Origin of the sequence: Paraglaciecola sp., from assembly GCF_051252315.1 — a bacterium.
GTDB lineage: Bacteria > Pseudomonadota > Gammaproteobacteria > Enterobacterales > Alteromonadaceae > Paraglaciecola.
Genome location: NZ_JBPOFP010000028.1, coordinates 15,748 through 38,119, shown reverse-complemented (window position 1 = coordinate 38,119; position 22,372 = coordinate 15,748). Strand labels below are relative to the sequence as shown.

The window sequence follows — 22,372 nt, the reverse complement described above, 5'->3', positions numbered from 1 at the left end:
TTGAATTAATTTACTACGGCCTAATCTAATACAAGATTATAAGAATTAACAATGTTAACTAGTATAACCTTACTGTCTGATTAACAGGTTTTAGTATCCTAGGGATAAGAAAACATGATTAATATTTGTATATCAGTTATAAATATAAAAACTTCAACATTAAGTAAATAGAACTAATAGAAACTATTACCCCGTAGGATTAGTTTTTTAATATAAGAACAATACTTTAAAAAGGATATAAAATGCAGATTTTTGACGACAACTCTTTATCTATTGGCCAAACTCCTCTAGTAAAATTAAACCGAGTCACTTCTGGCAATGTTTACGCTAAAATCGAAGCAAGAAACCCTAGCTTCAGTGTTAAATGTCGTATCGGCGCCAATATGATTTGGGATGCTGAGAAAAAAGGCATTTTGAAACCAGGTAACGAATTAGTTGAGGCTACAAGTGGAAACACAGGTATTGCATTAGCTTTTGTTGCAGCGTCTAGAGGTTACAAATTAACGTTAACCATGCCAAGTTCAATGAGTTTAGAGCGTCGTAAATTACTTAAAGCTATGGGAGCCAACTTAGTATTAACAGAAGCGCCTAAAGGCATGAAAGGTGCAATTAATGCAGCAGAAGAAATTGTAGCTTCTGATCCAGAAAAGTATATCCCTCTGCATCAATTTGAGAATCCGGCTAACCCAGAGATCCATGAAAAAACAACAGGTCCTGAAATCTGGAATGACACAGACGGTGAAATAGATTTCTTTGTTGCTGGCGTAGGTACTGGTGGAACCATTACAGGTGTTAGCCGATACATTAAAAATACACAAGGTAAAGCAATCACTTCTGTTGCTGTAGAGCCAACTGATTCACCTGTAATTACACAAGCAAAAGCAGGTGAAGAATTAACGCCAGGACCTCATAAAATTCAAGGTATTGGTGCGGGCTTCATTCCAGGTAACTTGGATTTAGACTTAGTAGATGAAGTTGAGCAAGTTAGTAATGAAGATGCAATTGCCATGGCCCATCGTTTAATGAAAGAAGAAGGTATGCTGGTAGGTATTTCTTCTGGTGCTGCTGTTGTTGCTGCAAAACGTGTTGCTGAAAGGCCAGAGAATGCTGATAAGAAAATTGTTGTGTTACTAGCTAGTGCCGCTGAGCGTTATTTAAGTAGCCCATTATTTGCTGGTGAATTTTCCGATTCAGAAAATGTTCAGTAAATAAACCATTTATTTATACGTATATTTTGGGAAGCTTAGGCTTCCCTTTTTTGTTACATACGCATAACATATCGATCAATTTCATTTCTTGTGGGTCTTAAAATGCTTAAAAATATGTCGTGGTTGCTGCTGGTTGTAGCCATTTTTAGTGCGTGCGAAAAAGCTGAGCCTAAACGTGGTGGTGGGAAATTTGGCATGTTAGATTCTGACGTACCTGAATTTGCAGCAATTGAATTTTTTAACCAGATATACCACACAAAGGATTTGTCAGGTGCAATTAAATACAGTACACCGAAGATGGAGCGTTTGTTACGTTCTTACCACACAAATAAGGCAGTCCAAAAACACGTATTAAATATGCGTTTTGACAAGGTTAAAATACAACCAAGTACACGTAGTGCGGGTAGAAATGAGTTCGCTCAAGAAGCAAAAATATCTTTGTTTTTTGAAGGAACCCTAGATGATAATGTACTTAAAGATTTACGTATTATAAGCCTAGTTCGATTGAACAAAGAGTGGAAGGTCGATAAAGTCAGCGCCGAATAATTGATTTGTCGCTTTTTAAACTAAGAGCGGCCCACATCATCAATTTCGTAAGATTAATTGGGTGAGTAACAGCCTTTAATTTCGATATAATCACTCACCAACCGCAACCCCTTCTCTCCTCGGGTCAGCTCCTCCAATTATCGTTCCGTTATTTATTTGAAAACCATGTAAGCCACTATTTAATTCTCTTACTTTAACTTTATGCCCGCGCTTTTCTAAATCTGTTTTTAGTTGCGCTATTTGCGTATTTACTTCTAGGGCGGTGTAATCGTTACGGTTTGTAATTTTAGGTAAATTTATCGCTTGCTGGATATCTAAATCCCAATCCAACATGCCAATAATCGTTTGCGCCACATAACTAATTATTCTGCTTCCTCCTGGAGAGCCTAACGCCATGACCAACTCGCCGTCTTCGTTAAACACCATAGTTGGGCTCATAGCACTTCGTGGTCTTTTATTAGGCTCTACACGATTCAATACAGCCCGACTATTTCGATATGGATTAAAAGAAAAATCTGTCAGTTGGTTGTTGAGTAAAAATCCTTCCACCATCAGTCCAGATCCAAATGCAAATTCAACACTTGAGGTCACAGATATTGCATTACCTTGTTTATCTATAATTGAAAAGTGGCTAGTGTTTGGTAATTCATAGGAAGATGTCTTAACAAAATTCATTGAAGGAAAAGGTTTACCAGCACGGGTACGCCCCATATCCTTATTTAGATCTATCTTTTTAGATCTATCTTGTAAATATCGATAGCTCACCATTGCGCTAAAGGGTAAATGAGTAAAGTCCATATCCGCTATGTATAGATCTCTATCGGCATATGCTAACCGAGATGCTTGAGTAAATAAATGAGCAGCATCAATCGAATTAGGTTTATATTGTGCAAGGTTAAACGGCTCCAGTATACGCAGTATTTGTAATACGTTTATCCCTCCAGAACTGGGTGGAGCCATACCACATACTTGATGTTTCTTATACTTGCCACACACCGGACTACGTTTAATAGCTTTGTATTTTGCTAAATCCCTTTTTCGCAACAAACCAGGATTAACACTTGAAAACTCGACTGCTTTTACAATTTTTTCTGCTAGTGGCCCTGTATAGAAAGACTCTACGCCATTCTTAGCTATATCGGTTAACACCCTTGCCAACCCACTATTTTTTTTAACTTGACCTTCTTTTAGAGCTTGTCCTTCAGGATAAAAATACACTGAAGATGTTCTAAATTTATTTAAACCAGGATGTATTCTCTTAGCTACTAGAGCCGCTAATCTTTTGGATACGGTAAATCCCTTATGTGACATGTTAATACTGTCGTCAAACAAATCAGACCAAGCCATATTCCCAAATTCTTTGTGGGCCATATCTAAGGCTTTAAGCGTACCTGGAACACCAACAGAACGTCCTCCAACAACTGCATCCATCCACTTTATTGGTTTATTGTCTTTTAAAAATAAATCTATATTTACTTTGCTAGGCGCAGTCTCTCTACCATCATAGGTATGTAACTTCTTAGCTTTATTATCCCAGTATAAAATAAAGCTACCACCACCTATCCCGGACGATTGAGGTTCAACCAAAGTTAGCATAGCTTGTACAGCCACAGCAGCATCTATGGCACTGCCGCCATTTTTTAAAATGTTTTTACCTGCCCAAGACGCATAAGGATTAGCCGCCACCACCATATACTCATCAGCCTTAAAAGCTTTTTTATGTTGGTATCCAGTTGCCGCTTCGGGCTCACGATCTTCTCTTATATTTTTGGCATGCGCTAACTGAGTCGAGAATACGACTAAACTAATTGAAAGGTATATAAATCTAGAAACCACTAATATCTCATTCAAGAATCTTATATTTAAACTAAACACTATCTGTGAGCGCTCCAATATGCAAATACAAATAACTAATATAGAATAATTTAGTTATCATACGGTTACCGACACAAACTCTTATCTTTCATGTCCAAATTACCTTTCACTAAACAACATTGTTTTATGCCTACTATTGTAGGTCTTGTAGCAATTATTTGTTGGATTTTTGAGCCCTCTTCTCACGAGTATTTACCTTATGAACTAAACCCAATACTTGAAGGTGAATGGTGGAGAGTTATTACTGGACACTTTTTACATACTAATTCAGTTCACTTAGCTCTCAATTTGTTAGGAGTAATACTATTGTGGGCATTGCATGGACAATATTATGGTTATCAATCTTTGTGGACAGTTATCATTTTATGTTTAGGAACCAGTTTTGGCATTTTTATGTTTTCAAAACATTTGGTCTGGTATGTGGGCTTATCTGGCATTTTACATGGACTGTTTATCGTAGGAGCCTATAAAGATGTCATGTACCGTATAAAAACAGGTTGGTTATTACTCATCGCTGTTTGGTTAAAAGTAATCCATGAACAGATAATGGGTCCGAGTAAGGATGTTTCTAGCCTGATTGAAGCTAATGTTGCAATTGATGCTCATCTTTCTGGAACCGTCAGTGGTAGCGTAATTGTAATGGGACTTTTTATTTTTAAACATATCTTAAAGCGCTGGATAAATTCGCCTAATTAACTCATCCAAAATCGCATACGTATAAAATATATTTATTCCACCGGTTAGACAAATCAACTCACATTCTTCTAAATGATTATCAGGTTGCAACTTACAAGCCCATTCCACAAGATTCTTGTCACACTCTTTGGCAGGTATAATATGAATTTCAATTTCATATTTTAGGAATGATTAGCGATTTATGCCGTTGATTCTGTTATTAGCAAGGACAAAATGAGTCATTTCCACAAACAAATTAATATTTTTCATTTAAACTGCAATTTTAAATGTTAATCAATTTCGTTCTACTGCCTTTTACTCACGCACCTAATTTATTGGGCTTGCGGGCTTCTTACCGCATCCTTTGTAAATGTATTGTTACTTAAAATTCACCTGACATCTGACTGCAACAAATCATTAAAGAAGCTGCAATAAATGTCACATTTATACAACAAAAAAGAGGTTAATAAATGGTCAGACACAGTGCTAATATGTGTTTACTCGGCCTAAACAGTAGTTTTGAAAAAGCTTTAAAAACCGGGAAATTTAAAAGTTTAATCATGTAACTGGAGAAATAATCATGGCGTTTAAAAAACAATATTTAAAGTCTAAGTCTGTTTGTAAAGTGACTTTCAAACTAACTAAAGAAGAAGCACAGCAAGCTAGCAAGGTATCTTTGGTTGGCGAGTTTAACGACTGGGATCAAACATCTTTGCCAATGAAAAAGTTAAAAAATGGTGGTTTTACGACTACCGTTGATTTGCCTAAGGATTCAACATATCAATTCAGATACTTGTTGGATAATGAATTATGGGAAAACGACTGGCAAGCCGACAGCTATGCTCCATCCCCTGTTTCGCTCGAAGAGAATTCAGTAGTTACTGTTTAACACTTCTTTTGAACTACAAAACTTAGCTAACAAATTTAAACCTAAGTTTTGTAGTTCAACATATCTAGTTAATCTCAATTCAATAATTATGTGTAATCCCTCTTCACAAATATGCAATATGGCGTTAACCTTAACTTCTGTTTAATTTTAAATACAAAGCGCCAATATTAATGATAAATAAGAAATTAATGACAATCGTCTTTTCTGTTGCCTGTTTAGGGTTTAGTTTACCAACTATAGCTAAAGACGAATCACCAAACATTGTGTTAATCATTGCTGATGACCTTAGTTGGAATGACATTGGAGCATATGGACATCCAAATGTTCACACCCCTAATCTAGATAAAATGGCTAAAGAAGGTATGCGATTTGACAGCGCTTATCTCACCGCTAGCTCATGTAGTCCGAGTCGGGCAAGTATATTAACGGGTCGCTATCCACACAATACTGATGCAGAGCAACTTCATTGGGATTTACCTTTAGCGCAAACAACCTTTTCAGAAAAGCTAAAAGAAGCGGGATATTGGACTGGAGCTTCTGGTAAATGGCATATGGGCGAAGCTATTAAAGAACGTTTCGACATGGTTCGAGAAATTTATTACGGCAATGGTTCGCTGTCTGGTGCGAGTGAATGGTCAGCACTAATGGATTATCGTGATAAAGATAAGCCATTTTTTTTATGGTTAGCCTCTTGGGATGCCCACCGACCGTGGAGACCTGGTTTAAACTTACCTCATCAACACACCCAAGCTGATGTTACTCTTCCTCCCTACTATCCACCTACAGAGTTATATTATAATGACTTTGCAAACTACTATGATGAAATTAGCCGTTTTGATGCAGATGTAGGTAAAGTTATTGCAAAACTAGAACAACAAGGGGTTGCCGATAATACCCTGGTTATTGTGATCGCCGATAATGGACGACCCTACGCTCGCGATAAAACCACACTGTTTGATTCTGGCATAAAAACTCCATTTATTGTGCATTGGCCAAAAGGTATCAAGAAAAAAGGTTCCACTACTGACAGCATTGTTAGTTCGATTGATTTATCTGCAACCTTTCTTGACCTAGCAGGTGCCAAAACGCCTGACACAATTGAAGGCAAGAGTTTCAAACAATTGTTTAGCAACCCTAAAAAGTCATTTAGAAAATACGCTTTCTCAGAACGTAACTTCCATGATTTTGAAGACCATGGACGTACTGTTCGTTCACAGCGTTATCGTTACATTCGTAATAACTATAATGATTTACCAGCAACCCCTAGTGGCGATACTATGTATCATGAGACATGGGCTGAATTAGTTAGATTACATAACGCAGGTATGTTGAATAAACACCAATCACGCCCATTTATTGCTCCAAGAGCAAAGCACGAGTTATATGACCTAAAAAATGATCCCTATGAATTAAAGAATTTAGCTGCTGATCCCAAATACAAAAAAATCCTTAATGAACATAGTGCAGCACTAGAGGATTGGATTAAAGAATCTGCAGACTATATCCCAAGTTTCCGTACGCTGGATGATTTCGATCGGGTTACAGGTGAAAGAACACCTGCTCGAAAACGTCCTCGTCCCACTAAGATGGAAATGTATAAAGCTTCTGGGGCTTATTAAGTTTACTAAAGACCGTATCCTATATGGAGCAAAAATGCGTACAATAGCAACTAGTATGTTTTTATGCATTTTTGGCTCTATATATGAAAAATATTCATTATCAAATTCACTCTGACAATATCAGTAAACCTTGGATTGTATTAATTCACGGTTTATTCGGTAGCCTAGATAACCTATCGGGCTTACGTCGTTTGTTTTCTAACGACTTTCAAGTTTTATCCATTGACCTGCCTGATCATGGAAAATCTACAACCACTCAAGGTTTCAGTTTTGATGGATATGCTCAACTTATCTATCAGCAAATCACCGAGCTAAATATCGATTCACTGGTACTACTGGGACACTCTTTAGGTGGAAAAGTCGCCATGAAAATGGCTCTAGAACATCCAACACTGGTCAAACAATTAGTCGTCATTGATATTGCTCCAGTAGCTTACCCGCCAAGGCATCAACAGGTGATTATGGGGCTTACAAATATCAAGCTGGATCAAATTGTTAGTCGAAAACAAGCTGACGAAGCATTGCAACAATATGTGGCAGAACCTGGTGTTAGGATGTTTTTATTAAAGAGCCTTTATCAAGGTGAATCAGGTTGGGAGTGGCGATTTAACCTTCCTTTATTAAAGAGAGATTATTCAATTCTTTCCGGTGCTATCGAATCCAATAATACCTTTGAAAAACCGGTATTATTTATTAAAGGCGGAGACTCTGATTACTTGCTCGCAGAACATCGCTCTCTCATACTTAGTCTATTTCCTAAAAGCCAGTCAAAAGTAGTCGGAAATACCGGACATTGGTTACATGCAGAAAAACCAGACTTATGTCACAAAATAGTTTGTGATTTCTTGCGATATGGTAGTAAGGTTTGATTTACCGTTTAAAATTTAGATTACATTATGTACTTTAATAGATTCTTAATCTTAGCACTAAGCTTATTGACTAGTCTTCCATCGTATAGTCAAGAAACGATTAAGTTTGCAGTAAATAGCCCTGGCTCTCCCCCCTATCTATATTTTAATTCCAAGACCAAGCAATACCAGGGGTTTGTTGTTGATATTATGGAACAAGTGCAGATTGATTTTAACATCTCCAGCCAATTTGTTGATTCCCATAGAACAAGAATAGAATCATTAGTTCGTACAGGTAAAGCAGATGCACTTCTGTCGTCTTCAACATGGTTAACAACGCCTAAATCACTGTTAAATACTATTCCACTAAGTACTCATAAAAGTTATTTTTATAAACTAGATGCGTTTAATAAAAACTTCGATATCAACCACATTCAACCATCAACTATTTGTACTCGTACTGGTTTTGTATACCCCTCAATAAGCAAATTGCTAACTACTAAACAGTTAGACAGGTTTGATGTATCAAATCAAAAACTAATGATGCAAATGTTACGAAAAGGCCGTTGCCAGTTAGTTTTAATGAACGAATATAATGCCAACACATTATTACTTTCATCGGAATTCAAAGACTCCAACATTCATCAGTCTGCTTTGCCAAGTAACGTGGTAGATATCGTAATATTTATAACGAAACAACGTGAGGTACTTAAACCCATATTGGATAAAACAATCTCCAAAATGAAGAAAAGTGGTGAATTAATGAAATCCTTAAAACGCCATAGTCAAGCACAGAACTAAGGGTAATATTATCTTTAACTAAATTTGAACTATGACTAAGGCACGACAAAGGCTAAATTTCTGGGTCTATGCCAAGGGAATATATGGACTTTTGATGAAAATTGGTTTGCACGCTTGTAAGCCTTGATAGTAAAGTAAATTACAGTACATTAGGGTAAGGTTAAAAAGGAGTATTAATCTAATGGGAACACGTCAATCTCTAATTGGTTTCGCTTGCTTTGTGATTTGTAACGTCTGCTTGGCAAAGGAACAAATTAAGTTTGCCGTTAATAGTCCAGGTGCAAAACCTTATTTTTATACTGATAGGCAATCGACGCAATACAAAGGCTTGATAGTCGATTTATTATTCAAGGTTTCGTCCGAATTCAACATGGGCATCCAATATGTAGACTCAGACAAAAACCGAGCTGAATACCTACTTCATATGGGCGAGGTTGATGCAATAATGTCCAGTTCTGCATGGCTAAAAGGGCCGGATAAGCTACTAGCAAGTGTCCCAATCCTAAAACACAGGGACTATTTTTATCAACTTTCACCCTTTTCACAACATTTTAAAATAGAAGATCTAGAACAATCTTTAATTTGTACACGTAAAGACTTTGTTTACACATCTGTACACCGCCAATTTTTACTAAGAAAATTACAAAGAGTAGATGTGTCTAAACAAAAACTAATGTTTGATATGTTGATAAATAAAAGATGTAATTTGGCATTGTTAGGTGAGTTTAAAGCCAACGAATTAATGGATTTAGGTAAATATAAAGATACAACAATATACCGCTCTCCTTATCCTGTTGAATCTGCCGAGATCAAAATATTTTTAAGTCCAAAACTTGCTCATATAAAGAGTGCCATAGACAAAGTCATTACTAAAATGCGTAATGAAAATTTTATGCAATCTCTTATTCTTAAGCACAGCAAAATGAGATAATTAAACTAGATCCAATTTTATTGAATGTAACTCTGTGTTAGAGTACGGCCGTTTTTTTATAGGGTTTACCGAATAAATGATAAGTGATAATTTCGAATTGATTGAAGCCATAGGATTAAACCTCTGTCTGGCTGGATTGTTCATTTTAATGACTTACGCCGTGCATGATATTTTAAAAAAGAACAATGTGCCTATGATTGGTAAAATTGTAGTGTATTTTGTTTTATTTTTGGGCGCGGCTGGATTCATTTTTAAAGGTGTAATGCAGTTATTTATTGGTGAATAAACCTAAGTACAATTTATTTATAGTGTGAGGAAGTGTTAATAATGGCAAGTGTGGGGCTTTTTTTCGGCAGCGATACTGGCAATACTGAACATATTGCTAAAATGATTCAGAAAGAATTGGGCAAAAACTTAATCGCGGTCCAAGACATTGCAAAAAGCAGTAAAGAACAAATTGCAGAGTTCGACCTTTTATTGTTTGGCATTCCAACTTGGTATTATGGTGAAGCTCAATGCGACTGGGATGATTTCTTTCCAGAACTAGAACAAATCGACTTCGAAGATAAGTTAGTTGCTATATTCGGCTGCGGTGACCAAGAAGACTACGCAGAATATTTTCTGGATGCCATGGGAATGGTGCGAGACATAGTTGAAGCAAAAGGTGCAATCTTAGTTGGGCAATGGTCTACTGATGGATATGACTTTGAAGCGTCAAAAGGCATGGCCGATGACGATCATTTTGTTGGACTAGGGATTGACGAAGATCGACAACCTGAATTGACAGAAGAAAGAGTAAAAGCTTGGTGTAAACAAATACATGAGGAAATGTGTTTGGCCGAGCTGGGTTAATATTAGACAAAAAAGGGAGTTAAGCTCCCTTTTCATTTACTAATTTGTTAACTTTCCTTCCAATAGTCATTAACTCCCCTATAATGGCTTCATCAATTATTTGTAAGTAAGTCAATGGAACATAATAAAGAATTAAAAAAAGCTGGATTAAAAGTCACGTTACCGCGCTTAAAAATATTGGAAATACTTCAACTACCTGAAAATCAGCATATTAGCGCTGAAGACGTCTACAAAATCTTAATTGAACAAGATGAAGATATTGGATTGGCGACAGTTTACCGAGTATTAAACCAATTTGACGATGCGGGTATTCTTAACCGCCATCATTTCGAAGGCGGTAAATCGGTTTTTGAAATTAGTCATAAGAAACACCATGACCATTTAGTATGTTTGAACTGTGGAAAAGTGATTGAATTTGAAGATGAGATAATTGAAAAGAGACAAGAAGAAGTAGCTGAGCGTCATAATATGAGCCTCACACACCATAGTCTTTACCTATATGGTCATTGCAAAGAAAACTGTGATGAAGATTAAATATCTGAATTAGAATCATAAAACGCCGCTTACAACAGCGGCGTTTTGCTATTTAACAATATTATTTGCACTCAACCCGGCATTTTGGAATAGTCATGTAATTAGGTCCCGCTCGGTACAAACGGGGACAAATACATTATAAATTTAATAAGGTATGTATGTTAAGTCTTCATAAATATTTCCTAGTCATAGCTATTTTATCAATTCATAAATACTCCATTGCCAACACACTCGCTGTTGACGTAGTTATCGCTAACGAAAAGGCCGGTAAACTAGAAATAGAACTAAGTGGTTCAGTTAGTGCGCTAAATGATGCAAAACTGACGAGCCTAGAATCAGGGGTAGTAAAAACAATAAACTTTGAAGCCGGTGACAAAGTCATTAAGGGGCAAGAACTAATTAAATTAGATGACACATTAGCCCTTATTCAATTAGAGCAAGCGAATGCGGCCAAACTTACAGCAAATGTTGCGTACCAAGAAGATTTACGCCTATTTGAGGAAATAGTACGGCTTGCAAAACAAAAAGTGGTCGCTAAGACCTTACTTGCCGAAAGAAAAGCTAATGCAGCTAATAGTAAAGCTAAATTATCTGAAGCCTCGGCTAAAGTAAAGCTACAACAAGAGATTGTTAATCGACACATCATCATTGCGCCATTTACAGGGATTATTGCCAATAGAAACATAGACTTAGGTGAATGGGTGAACTCCCAGAGTCGAGTATTACAGTTAGTATCAGATAACGTGCTACGAATATTTATCGATATTCCACAGGAGTACTTTAAAGATATCCAAAACACATCTGACATAAAAGTATTGGTCACCCCAGACACAGCACCCACTGAATCTATGGCTCTAACCATAAACCGATATATTCAAGTTTCTAACCCAATTAGTCGTACATTCAAAGCGCAAATTGACTTACCAACGAATTCCCATTTGGTTTCTGGAATGTCTGCTCGAGTTCGCTTGTTAATGCCAATGGAAAATACCACACAAGTAAATTTACCTAAGACCTCACTGAAAAAACACCCAGATGGAAGTTACAGCGTTTATTCCGTCAACAACGGAAAAGTGAAAAGGCTCCCGATAACGTTACTTAACAGCAGCTTTAACACTGTGACAGTTGAAGGAGTTATGGACGGTACAGCCGTCATAGTGTCTGGAAATGATTTACTTATCGAAGGCCAAACAGTTACGACTAAAACTGTTGAAGGGGTAAATTAGTGTTTAAGGCAGTTATAAACAAAGGGACTTTAGTCTCGGTCGTAGTCACCATCATTTGTATTTTAGGTATTGTTGGAGCACTGAAAATACCAGTTCAAATGATTCCAGATCTGGAAGTTCGAACCATTACCGTACGAACAGGATGGTCCGGCGCCACACCACAGGATGTAGAGAAAGAAATCCTAATTGAACAAGAACGATATTTACGTAGTTTACCTAATTTAAAGCGTATGACGTCGTACGCCTCAATGGGAAGCGCTTCTATTGAGTTGGAATTTCCCTTTGGTGTAAATGTTAACGATGCCATGATAAACGTTAATAATGCACTTAGCCAAGTATCATCTTACCCAGAAAACGTCGATCAGCCTCGCTTGATATCCAGCTCCTTTTCAAGCAATGCATTTATGTATTTTTCTCTAAAACCAGAAAAAGGAAATCCTCTAAACTTAGATATGGATCTCATTAGAGATTATGCTGATGAATATGTCAGACCTAGAATGGAAAGTGTCCCTGGTGTTTCTGAGGTTTCAGTTAATGGTGGTGCGGCAAGACAAGTACAAATTAAGGTGGACCCATCTAAACTTGCTCAAAGAGGTATTAGTTTAAATGACGTCAGAAGCGCTATTCGAAACCGAAATAAAGACGCATCAGCTGGCGATATAGAAAGTGAAAAAGAACGTTATCTAATCAGAGTTATTGGCCGTTTTAAAAACGTATTTGAATTAGAAGGTTTGATAATAAAGCGCCAAAACAATGTAAATATTTACCTAAAAGATGTGGCGCAAGTTGTACTAGATCATTACGAAACCCGTAGTCTGTCCTACTCTGATGGTGAACGTACTATTCGTCTATCAGTCAGAAGAGAAAGTGGCTCCAATGTTCTGGCAATAAAAGAAAAAATGCTGGTTGCGGTTGAAAGAATAAATGACGAGTTATTAAAATATGAAGGCTTAGAATTAAACTTATTAAGTGATGATGTTGAATATGTCAGTAGCTCTTTATCTAATGTTTGGTTTAACTTAATACTAGGTGGGTTATTGGCCACCATAGTGATGTATTACTTCTTACGCTCGGCCAAAGTGACGCTCATTGGGATATTAGGAATACCCATGTGCACAATCGCAGCATTTTTATCTTTGATGTTGTTTGATCGAACTATCAATGTCATATCTCTGGCTGGAGTTGCGTTCGCTATTGGCATGACAGTAGATAACACTATTGTGGTGCTAGAGAGCATTATGCAAGCCAGCAAAAAATACAAAAACAGTTTTGAAGCAGCAATTGCCGGTGTTGTTGATGTGTGGCCTGCGGTATTAGCCTCTACAGCCACTACAATACTCGTATTTGCCCCTATTCTCTTTGTCCAAGAAGAAGCAGGGCAACTATACTCTGACATTGCCATCGCGATATCAGGGGCAATAATAGCTTCTATGTTAGTCGCGATACTTGTTGTACCTGTCGCAATCGCCAACTTTAACAGGCTCAAGCCACATAATGTTGATAAGCAACTGCAACTATCAGCTAAATGGCTCACTTTCGTTGATTATTTTATTACCACTAAGTCGAAAGCTAGGATCACTGTATTAGCATTTTCAATTTTGACTTTAGGTGCTGCTTATACTTTTATGCCTGCCGCCGAATATTTACCAGAAGGTGAAGAACCTAAAGCATTCTCATTGATGATTGCGCCACCAAGTTATAACTTGAGTGAAATGAAACGTATTGGAGAAGAATTAAGAGTACATTTTGATTCTTACCTGAATGATCAAAGTGATAGGTTTGAAAACGGCACAACAGATATGCCGCCTTTAAGTTATTACACTATGTCTGTGTCTGCAGGAAGAGTTTGGTTTTTAAGTCGCCCCGTCGACCCAAATCATATTCAAGCCATGATGGATTCTATTACCAAAAAGTTTGAAAGCTATCCAAATATGCGGGCCTTTTCTTCTCGAGGCTCCATCATCTCGAGTAATGATGGGGGAACCCGTGCGGTAGCGGTCGATATTTCGGGACCAAACTTAATAGAGTTATATCAAACAGCAGAAGCGGTTTATAAAGAAGCTGAAGTTGTGTTTGAAGATCCTCAAATAAACTCGCAACCCAGTTCATTGAGTTTGAATCAACCTCTCATAGAAGTTACCCCAAGATGGGATAGATTATCAGAACTAGGTTTAAGTAACAGTGAACTAGGGTATGCCATTTCAGCCTTTAGTGACGGAGCCTATGTTGATGAGTTTATTTTGGATGACGACAAAGTTGACATCTTTATCTTTAGCCACGCAGGTAATCAACAAAACCTCGAACAATTAGCAAACTCCCCAATCATGACTCCAACGGGGCAAGTTATGCCTTTGAATGCTTTAGCAGATATGCGTGCTAGTTATAGTAGTGATAGTTTAAGACGAGTAGATGGAAACAGAACAGTTTCTGTATACATAATTCCGCCCAAAAGTGTGGCGCTTGAAACAGCTGAAGAATTAGTGAGAACAAAGTTATTAACCAGTCTTTTGCAGCAAGGAAAAGTAGTGCAAGGCATTAACCTCACAATCAGTGGAGCAGCCGACCAACTTGAAGCGACTCAAGCTTCATTATCATCAAACTTTTTGATTTCGATTGTATTAAGTTATTTACTATTAGTGGCAATTTTTACCCACTGGCGATATCCACTTTTCATTCTGACCACTATACCTTTAGGTATGGCAGGTGGTTTATTGGGGTTAATTACGGTGAATGGTGTGAATACCACTTTACAACATATTGGTTTGTCTGAGTTTCACCAACCGTTAGACATGATCACCATGTTAGGCTTTTTAATCCTGCTAGGTACAGTGGTTAACAACCCTATTTTGATTGTTGATCAAACTCGCAAAAACATGCAGCAAAAAGGTGTTGAAGTTCTAGAAGCTGTGCGCGGAGCAGTTAAGAAAAGGCTGATGCCAATACTAATGTCAACTTCAACTACAGTGTTTGGATTAGCGCCACTGGTACTCATTCCAGGAGATGGTACAGAATTATATCGAGGCGTTGGGATTATTGTGTTGTGCGGTATTTTGTTTTCAACATTGTTAACGCTGACATTTTTACCAGCTCTGTTGGTCACAATTCTAAAAATGCCAAAGGTTAACGCTTAATTGCTTAACCTTGGCGTTTATTAATGACTAACTTTCAGTCATTTTCCTTTACCAAGTTTGGGCTTTAGAAACGTCACTTTGTTTAGCCTCAACCCAAACATCTCCCTTAGGAGAGGTTTCTTTTTTCCAAAATGGCGCTTGGGTTTTCAGGAAATCCATAATAAATTCATTGGCACTAAAAGCTGCTTGCCTATGTTGACTAGACACACCAACAAATACTATTTGATCAGACACTTCCAAATGCCCTACTCTATGAATTACAGTGACTCTGCCTATTGGCCATTTCTGTCTTGCTTGTTCAACAATGGCAAGTAAGGATTTCTCTGTCATTTCTGGGTAATGCTCTAAAAATAACCCTGAAACATTACCATCTTGATTAAAATCTCGTACTAGTCCCACAAAAGTCACAATAGCACCATCTGTAGAGTTGTTTTCTCGAAGCTGGTTATATTCAGTTGCTAAATCAAAATCTTCAGTTTGTACTACTATGGAAGTCACTAACTCCTGGTTTTTGGCTATAGATTTGGGCATAAGTTTACCCACCTGTAACCGGAGGAAAAAAAGCGACTTCGTCTGAGTCAGTTATAGGATGGTCTTCTTGGACTAACTCTTGATTGACTGCTACCAACACTTTGCCAGCCTGTAAATATTCTAGCCAATTTTCATCTTTGTTTTGTAAGAATTGTCTCAAATGACTAACTGTGTCTAATTTTGTGTCGATATCTTTAACATCAAGTTCTAAACGAACGGTTTTAAGTACTTCCTTTAACTGTCCAAAAAATAATACCCTTAACATTTTTCAGCCTCTACTTGCCAATCTCCGCTTTTTCCACCTTGTTTCTTTAGTACTCTGATGCCGTCTATTTCCATGAGAGGATCAACCGCTTTGCACATATCAAATAATGTTAATGCAGCAACACTCACGGCCGTCAATGCTTCCATCTCTACACCAGTTTGTCCGGCTAATTTACATAAAGCCTGAATTCGTACCTGGCGACTGTCATCTATGGTTTCAAAGTCTATTTGTACTTTAGACAACATCAAAGGGTGGCAAAGAGGAATTAAATCACTACACTTTTTAGCCGCTTGGATCCCTGCAATTCTTGCTATAGACAACACATCACCTTTAGCGTGCTGATTATCTCTTAGCTTTTTATAGGCTAAATCAGACATGCGAATGTACCCTTCCGCCACAGCTTGTCGTTGAGTAATCTGTTTTTCCGTTACATCCACCATGTTAGCTTTGCCATGTTCATTGATGTGGGTAAACTCAGTTTCACTTGTCATGTTTTAGCCTCTAGTTTCACAAATTTCATCAACATTTTTTAAATGTATCGCAAAGTTACATGGCTTGTGTGTTGAATTAAGTTGTTCCTTTAGAATCCCTGTCCATGCTGTTTTACACGCCCCCGTAGAACCAGGCATACAAAAGATTGCCGTACCATTCGCCATGCCACCTAACGCTCGTGACTGCACTGTAGACGTGCCAATTTCTGTATAAGAGATATGTCTAAACAACTCACCAAAACCTTCAATACTTTTGTCAAATAGAGGGAGCATAGCTTCAGGAGTTGTGTCTCTTGCGGTAAACCCGGTACCACCAGTAATGAGAACAACTTGCACATCATCAGAGGCTATCCAATTAGACACTACGGCACGTATTTTAAATTTATCGTCAATTACGATTTCTTTATGAATGACCTTGTGATCTTCTTCAATGGCCGCTGTATAAAGGTAACGTCCAGATGTATCTGTGTCTTCGTTTCTGGTATCCGATACGGTTAACACTGCAATATTTAATGCTTGTTTAGCACTTGAGTTTAATGAGCTCATTTATACCTTACCCTTTAATTATTTGTTCTTGTGGTATTTGTCGCTTTTGATTTATTGACATAAGCACAATGCTGTTGCCATTCTTGTTGCGTATTAATATTAACCAAATTAGATTGCGTTAATGGTTTGATTTGCGCAGCATCAAACTTTTGTAATACGTTACGAATAGACAAGGATTTATTCTTACCCTTCTTCTTTGTATCTCCCGCCCTTTTTAACTGAATCGCTAAATACTCGATCAAAGCAATTGATAAAGGCACATACAAAGGAAACATATGATCTTGATAACAACACAAAGTTTGATGTTTTCTGCCCTGCTCTAGCAAATGTCTTAGATCACTTTCAGTCACCCGAGGCATATCAACCGGCATAAACAAAACTTCTGTAATGGATTGCTGATTGTTTTGGAAATAACTTAATGCACTGTGAATACCAGACAAAGGACCGCAAGCCTTAAAAATATCCGGTATACCTTGATGATGTTGTTCTCCACTTACCCATACGCTCTCACCGACAAGTTTGGCCATGGTTTGTTGGCTTAATATGAGCAGACTTAACTGTTGATCAGGCGCAATAAGTAGCCCTTTATCTTGGCCCATACGACTGGAACGGCCACCCGCTAGAATCACCCCGGCTAACATCGATAAATCACTAAATTTAACATGCTAGCCACCTAACATTGCCAAATGTTTAGTGCCGCCTGTATATCCATCCTGCAACCAATGCGTGGCCTCTTTATCACCCAATAATTCGTGTAGTTGTGTTTCTAGCAATAAACTATCAACATCTTGTAACGAAGGACGAATATCTAACCCTTGATCAGCAAATAAACATAAATGTAATTTGCCCGTTGCAGAAACTCTTAAACGATTACAAGTGTTACAAAAGTCCTTGCTATAGGGCATGATCAGTCCAATACGCCCATCAAAGTCTGGGTGATAAAATTCTTGTGCAGGACCCGCCGCTTTATCACGAATGAGTTGACTCCATCCCTGATCAAGCAATTGCTCTTTAATGGGTATACCAGAGACATGATTTTGATTGAAAAATGTTTGGTTATCGCCAGTTTGCATAAGCTCTATTAAACGAAAACTAATTGGTGTTTTTTTAACCCAATTTAAAAATTGATTAAGTTCAGATGCATTATATTGTTTTAGTAAAACCGCGTTAACCTTTACCTTCACACCTAGTGCTAAGGCTTTATCGATTCCACGTAAAATTGACGTTAATTTATCATGGCCAGTAATCGCCTCAAACATTCTGGGATCTAAACTGTCGATACTAATATTGAGAGAGTTAAGGCCTGCATCTACCCATTGCTGAATATCCGATTCAAGCCTATAACCATTGGTAGTCATAGCCACATGCTCAATACCATGTGTATTGGCACAAGCAGCTAAAATCTCAGGCAGGTCTTTACGTAGAGTCGGTTCACCGCCAGTAACACGCACCTTACTGGTACCCAAAGCAGCAAAACCTTTTACTAAAGTTTGTATTTCGTTTAACGAAAGAAAGTCTCTATCACTATCACAGGTGTAACCATCTGGCAGACAATAGTCGCATTTGAAATTACACACGTCAGTAATAGACAGCCGCAAATAGTGGAAACGGCGTCCAAATTTATCTTCTAACATGTTTTAATTAACACCTTTCCAAATTTAAACACCTAATAAAAAGGTGTTTACGGGAGGCTGTTCGATTTCTCTCGCAACCCTGGCGAGTTTTACTGATTAGTATTAATCTAAAAAGTAAAATTCACGGCCACAGTAACTTGTCTTATGATTTAGCTAAAATGGCTCGGAGCTATAAATAATCATTCTTAGTTACCATCTGATATCTAAGAACAACGTATAAGTGTATTTGTACCATATTATAGGGCATGAGTAATGTTAAACACCTTAAATACACTACAAATAAACGCACATGTTATGCATATTGATAAAAACTTAACCTTAAATTGACCTATTCATTTGTTTAACGTAAATAACCTGAGTACTCGATAAGAAGTATCGACCAAGTTAACTTTAACATTATAATTCAATACCTTAGTGACACCCGACCAAATAACCTCAGCTAAATTCTTACTCGGTGACGAAATTATTCGTGTATAGCAAGGCGGATTGTCGTACGTAATAACATGTTATTGCTAGACAATCCAACGCCGATAGGCACAAAAATAGCGTTATTGAAAGGTTCGGCTTATCCAATATTCAGGTTAATTAGTCCCCTTTAGATATTCGGTTTCTGCCTTCAGCTTTAGAGGTATACAAGGCTGAATCTGCAGCACAGATCAAGGATTCCGAAGTTTGATACTTCCCCCCTTGTTCACAAGCGATACCTTGACTAACGGTGATCCTAAATGAGGCTGGCAAACCAATGTCAGCAAAGCTTAAGGAACTAATCTTTTGTTGAATAAGCCCCGCTATACCAGAGGCATTATAAATATCACAACGAGGTAAGATCACGGCAAACTCTTCACCTCCGTAGCGTGCAGCAATACATTCTCGAGTGGGTAAATAATCTTCAATAACTTTGGCAATTTTCTGTAAACACTTATCACCTTTTACATGACCAAATTCATCGTTAAAACACTTAAAATAATCAACATCAATTATAATTAGACTTAAAGGCTGTCTATCTCTAAGACTATCATGCCAGTTAGAACGGAGCTTTTTATCTAACGCATACCTATTTGATAATCCTGTTAGATGGTCGGTATAAGCTTTACGTTTTAACTCGCCATATTCTTTTTTGTGTTCAGTTAAATTATGTAATACGCCTACAATTAAATTTCCCGTAGCAGAACATAACCCTGCTAAACTCGACAAAGACAAATCCGCCTCTAACCAAGTTCCATCGGCTCGAGTAATAAGTACTTCTTTAGGCCCATTATTTACATAACCATTGGACTTATTCTGTGACCACGTAGACAAAATGTATTCATAGTCTTCACGACATCCATCATGTAGATACGAAAACCAATTGTGACCTATAAGGTTTTCCTTAGAGTCACCAAAAAATTTAGCCGCCAATGGATTTAAGGCTTCGATCACCCCTTGTTGGTTTATCACAAAAATACCCTCTGCAATAAAATTTATCATGTTCAAAATTGAACTGATATTTTTGTTGTAGATAGGTTTAGATAAAGTCTGAAACAACAAGTGTTGTTTATTTGAGAGGTTGTTATTATTTTTTACTGATGCTGGATCTGGCATTTTATATTCTCAACAAGTTAACATCGCTAATTCGATGTAAAGCAGTATATTGAGAATTATTTATTTGTACCTTCTGGTAACCTTCCGGTCGTATCTCATTGTTTTATAATAAATATCTAATTTTAAAAAAGAATAAATTTGCCCCAGTAAATTTAATTACTGAGGCATTAATAAGGCAGCTTAGTAAACTGTCTTATCTAATGAAACATATTACTCACTAAAGCTTGGAGAAATAGTTGGAGGTTTTTGATGTACAACCTTTTTATTTACGCTTTTACTTTTTTCATCGTCAAAAGCATTACCAATATGCCATGAAAAATCATAGGCAAAGTTTTGGTTAGTTAAACAACTGTTATCACGAGGAACATAACCGTTACCATAATATCCAAAACCTTGAGGCTCATTACACTTAGTAGTGACCATATTTGTATTCACGGCGCCGTTATAACTTGCTTGACCATGACAAGACATACAGTTTGAATTCAGGCCTGTTTTCGAAAAATGTCCATCAAGGGTATCAAAAGCTGTTTCTAACCATGGGTTAAAACAAATTTGAGGATAGGTATTATCATTAGTTCCGCCGTTGTCAGGCTGTACGGGATAAACTTGGCTATATGCAGTACACATCGCATAGTTTTTAGCCCAGCCTGGAATATTAGTAGAGGAAGATGTGGTATTTTGATATGGATTGTCAAATGACGAACCTGGATAATTTTCTCCTGCAACATAACTCTTTGTTTTAGGCGGAAATACAGGATAGTCAGTATTCATTTTTACCTGTTGTAAATTCGTTGGGCTCCAATACATGGTTTGCCATACCCAATCTTTACTCTCTCGCACGGTAACATGCATTCCTACTAATACAGCAACATCACCCACTTCAGCTTTAGCTGTTTCTGTATATCCCAAAGATAAAATACTCGATGCTTGCAGAGGTGAATTATTTTTGGCGTAAATCAACTCATCTAAAATTTCTTGGGTTAAAGGGATAGCCAAAAACTCAGACAGCTCAACCTGTTGCCATCCACCAATAGGAGCTGTTGCATTGGCATGCCCAACACCTGGGTTACACACTTTAGGTACTGGTGAATTTGTTTTCCCTACTGTTACTGCTACACATTGATTCCAGGTGTTTGGGGTAGGAGAGTGTCGTTTACTTGTTGTATTGGCCTGCATTCCGCCCCAATAAGGCAATAAATTGTGGGCGTTATTTTTAAGTAAGTAATAAACAGGTTTTAATGAAAACGAGACATTATCCACAGTGTTGTTTGAAAACTTGCTCCCGTTAAATGGTGGTAGATCTAATGGCTGAGGATTGTTATTTACTCTTTGTGTTAGGGTTGAGAGGTTATTGTAACTCTGGTCAATAACATATTTTGATTCAATCAAAGAGAACTTATTAAAATCCAATAAAGACCCTCCCCTACATCGTTTTATACCGTGTTTATCTGCTACTCCAGCACGATTGGATGTACATAAGTTTTTAGCATCACTATTTACACCATAAACCTCATAACTGGAATACCAAGTCATAAATGCAGGTAAGCGACTAGTGCCAATTTGCGCATTGTATGGGTTATCAATGTTGTAAGGCGTTAAGCTGGTTAGGCTACCCCATATGCTCCAACTATGGGAACGCACAGCGGCATTGTTATCTATTTCTTGTTGTATCCAACCTTGTATTTCATTCATTTGGCTTGGAAAACTAGTATCAAGCTCAGCTATCTGAAGTTTTCCTGAAGGAGCAGAGCTTTGTATGTTTGATGGTGCTACAAAATCATACTGGTACTGTGACAAAACGCTGTTTGGCTTGCTGTCACTCTCAGGTTGATGACTACAAGCACTTAACAAAAGTAAGGTTAGTGAGGTGAATCTAATGATATTCATATGGTTTTCCTTATGTGGTGTACTCTACAAATAATTTTGCACAATTCACTTACACTAAACCTCAAGATTTATAATTGCGCGTTCTCCTTAAATATTCTATTTATGCATAATCAGCACAACTTTATCGATAGCTAAAATAGAAGTACACAGCTTAGCTTTAGGTTCATAATTTTACCTTCCGGTAACCTTCTGAAGACAAAAAACTGATTTTTATGGAATATTCGCCCCTCAAATCCACACACATAGCTGAATCAGATACATTGAGTAATTCAATAGACCTGTGGGGCCAGGTTCGTCGTGAC

General features: G+C 37.5%; 22 protein-coding genes and 1 riboswitch. Of the genes, 13 read left to right on the top strand and 9 right to left on the bottom strand.

Going from position 1 to position 22,372, the window contains the following annotated elements:
* The first annotated feature begins 242 nt into the window (after window positions 1-242).
* Both cysK and ACSHXM_RS07660 read left to right on the top strand, forming a co-directional pair.
* Window positions 243-1,208 carry a cysteine synthase A gene (gene cysK / locus ACSHXM_RS07665; RefSeq protein ID WP_435688163.1) on the top strand — a complete coding sequence of 322 codons (966 nt, stop codon included), beginning with the start codon at window positions 243-245 and terminating at the stop codon, window positions 1,206-1,208.
* Between the two features lie 102 nt (window positions 1,209-1,310).
* The gene (locus ACSHXM_RS07660; protein ID WP_435688162.1) at window positions 1,311-1,754 is read left to right on the top strand and encodes a hypothetical protein; all 444 of its coding nucleotides are present in this window, start codon (window positions 1,311-1,313) and stop codon (window positions 1,752-1,754) included.
* 90 nt (window positions 1,755-1,844) lie between these two features.
* On the opposite strand, the gene ggt is transcribed toward ACSHXM_RS07660, so the two are convergent.
* On the bottom strand, window positions 1,845-3,590 hold the full coding sequence (ggt, locus tag ACSHXM_RS07655) for a gamma-glutamyltransferase (protein ID WP_435688161.1): 1,746 nt from the start codon (window positions 3,588-3,590) through the stop codon (window positions 1,845-1,847).
* A gap of 165 nt (window positions 3,591-3,755) precedes the next feature.
* Here ggt and rrtA point away from each other — a divergent pair, with 165 nt between their 5' ends.
* The 11 genes from rrtA (at window position 3,756) to ACSHXM_RS07600 (ending at window position 15,135) form a co-directional block, all read left to right on the top strand.
* A complete protein-coding gene (gene rrtA, locus ACSHXM_RS07650; RefSeq protein WP_435688160.1) occupies window positions 3,756-4,325 on the top strand; it encodes a rhombosortase in 570 nt (189 codons plus the stop codon).
* 559 nt (window positions 4,326-4,884) lie between these two features.
* Complete coding sequence (locus ACSHXM_RS07645; protein ID WP_435688159.1) at window positions 4,885-5,193, top strand: isoamylase early set domain-containing protein; 309 nt, start codon at window positions 4,885-4,887, stop codon at window positions 5,191-5,193.
* A 188-nt stretch (window positions 5,194-5,381) separates the two neighbouring features.
* Window positions 5,382-6,812 (top strand): sulfatase family protein, encoded by a 1,431-nt coding sequence (locus tag ACSHXM_RS07640; RefSeq protein WP_435688158.1) that lies wholly within the window; start codon window positions 5,382-5,384, stop codon window positions 6,810-6,812.
* Window positions 6,813-6,895: 83 nt separating this feature from the next.
* The gene (locus ACSHXM_RS07635; protein WP_435688157.1) at window positions 6,896-7,681 is read left to right on the top strand and encodes an alpha/beta fold hydrolase; all 786 of its coding nucleotides are present in this window, start codon (window positions 6,896-6,898) and stop codon (window positions 7,679-7,681) included.
* 27 nt (window positions 7,682-7,708) lie between these two features.
* The gene (locus ACSHXM_RS07630; protein WP_435688156.1) at window positions 7,709-8,461 is read left to right on the top strand and encodes a substrate-binding periplasmic protein; all 753 of its coding nucleotides are present in this window, start codon (window positions 7,709-7,711) and stop codon (window positions 8,459-8,461) included.
* Between the two features lie 181 nt (window positions 8,462-8,642).
* Window positions 8,643-9,392 (top strand): substrate-binding periplasmic protein, encoded by a 750-nt coding sequence (locus tag ACSHXM_RS07625; RefSeq protein ID WP_435688155.1) that lies wholly within the window; start codon window positions 8,643-8,645, stop codon window positions 9,390-9,392.
* A gap of 76 nt (window positions 9,393-9,468) precedes the next feature.
* On the top strand, window positions 9,469-9,678 hold the full coding sequence (locus tag ACSHXM_RS07620; RefSeq protein ID WP_435688154.1) for a DUF2788 domain-containing protein: 210 nt from the start codon (window positions 9,469-9,471) through the stop codon (window positions 9,676-9,678).
* A gap of 41 nt (window positions 9,679-9,719) precedes the next feature.
* Window positions 9,720-10,244, top strand: coding sequence for a flavodoxin FldA (gene fldA / locus ACSHXM_RS07615; RefSeq protein ID WP_435688153.1), 525 nt, complete (start codon window positions 9,720-9,722; stop codon window positions 10,242-10,244).
* 114 nt (window positions 10,245-10,358) lie between these two features.
* A complete protein-coding gene (gene fur, locus ACSHXM_RS07610) occupies window positions 10,359-10,778 on the top strand; it encodes a ferric iron uptake transcriptional regulator (protein ID WP_435688152.1) in 420 nt (139 codons plus the stop codon).
* Window positions 10,779-10,936: 158 nt separating this feature from the next.
* Complete coding sequence (locus ACSHXM_RS07605; RefSeq protein ID WP_435688151.1) at window positions 10,937-12,004, top strand: efflux RND transporter periplasmic adaptor subunit; 1,068 nt, start codon at window positions 10,937-10,939, stop codon at window positions 12,002-12,004.
* Window positions 12,004-15,135 (top strand): efflux RND transporter permease subunit, encoded by a 3,132-nt coding sequence (locus tag ACSHXM_RS07600; RefSeq protein WP_435688150.1) that lies wholly within the window; start codon window positions 12,004-12,006, stop codon window positions 15,133-15,135. Before ACSHXM_RS07605 ends, ACSHXM_RS07600 begins: the two co-directional genes overlap by 1 nt.
* 48 nt (window positions 15,136-15,183) lie before the next feature.
* Here ACSHXM_RS07600 and moaE read toward each other — a convergent pair whose 3' ends face one another.
* The 8 genes from moaE to ACSHXM_RS07560 all read right to left on the bottom strand — a co-directional run bounded on the left by moaE (window position 15,184) and on the right by ACSHXM_RS07560 (window position 22,070).
* Window positions 15,184-15,666 (bottom strand): molybdopterin synthase catalytic subunit MoaE, encoded by a 483-nt coding sequence (moaE, locus tag ACSHXM_RS07595; RefSeq protein WP_435688149.1) that lies wholly within the window; start codon window positions 15,664-15,666, stop codon window positions 15,184-15,186.
* Between the two features lie 4 nt (window positions 15,667-15,670).
* Entirely contained in the window at window positions 15,671-15,931 is a 261-nt protein-coding gene (moaD, locus tag ACSHXM_RS07590; protein ID WP_435688148.1) for a molybdopterin converting factor subunit 1, read from the bottom strand.
* Complete coding sequence (moaC, locus tag ACSHXM_RS07585) at window positions 15,925-16,422, bottom strand: cyclic pyranopterin monophosphate synthase MoaC (protein WP_435688147.1); 498 nt, start codon at window positions 16,420-16,422, stop codon at window positions 15,925-15,927. Before moaC ends, moaD begins: the two co-directional genes overlap by 7 nt.
* Window positions 16,423-16,425: 3 nt before the next feature.
* Window positions 16,426-16,968 (bottom strand): molybdenum cofactor biosynthesis protein B, encoded by a 543-nt coding sequence (moaB, locus tag ACSHXM_RS07580; RefSeq protein WP_435688146.1) that lies wholly within the window; start codon window positions 16,966-16,968, stop codon window positions 16,426-16,428.
* A 14-nt stretch (window positions 16,969-16,982) separates the two neighbouring features.
* The gene (gene mobA, locus ACSHXM_RS07575) at window positions 16,983-17,609 is read right to left on the bottom strand and encodes a molybdenum cofactor guanylyltransferase (RefSeq protein ID WP_435688145.1); all 627 of its coding nucleotides are present in this window, start codon (window positions 17,607-17,609) and stop codon (window positions 16,983-16,985) included.
* Window positions 17,610-17,633: 24 nt separating this feature from the next.
* Window positions 17,634-18,602, bottom strand: coding sequence for a GTP 3',8-cyclase MoaA (moaA, locus tag ACSHXM_RS07570; RefSeq protein WP_435688144.1), 969 nt, complete (start codon window positions 18,600-18,602; stop codon window positions 17,634-17,636).
* Window positions 18,598-18,783: riboswitch (molybdenum cofactor riboswitch) on the bottom strand. It overlaps the preceding gene by 5 nt.
* Window positions 18,784-19,187: 404 nt before the next feature.
* Window positions 19,188-20,183 carry a diguanylate cyclase gene (locus ACSHXM_RS07565; RefSeq protein WP_435688143.1) on the bottom strand — a complete coding sequence of 332 codons (996 nt, stop codon included), beginning with the start codon at window positions 20,181-20,183 and terminating at the stop codon, window positions 19,188-19,190.
* A gap of 210 nt (window positions 20,184-20,393) precedes the next feature.
* Window positions 20,394-22,070, bottom strand: a complete 1,677-nt coding sequence (locus ACSHXM_RS07560) for a hypothetical protein (RefSeq protein WP_435688142.1) — start codon at window positions 22,068-22,070, stop codon at window positions 20,394-20,396.
* Between the last annotated feature and the right edge of the window lie 302 nt (window positions 22,071-22,372).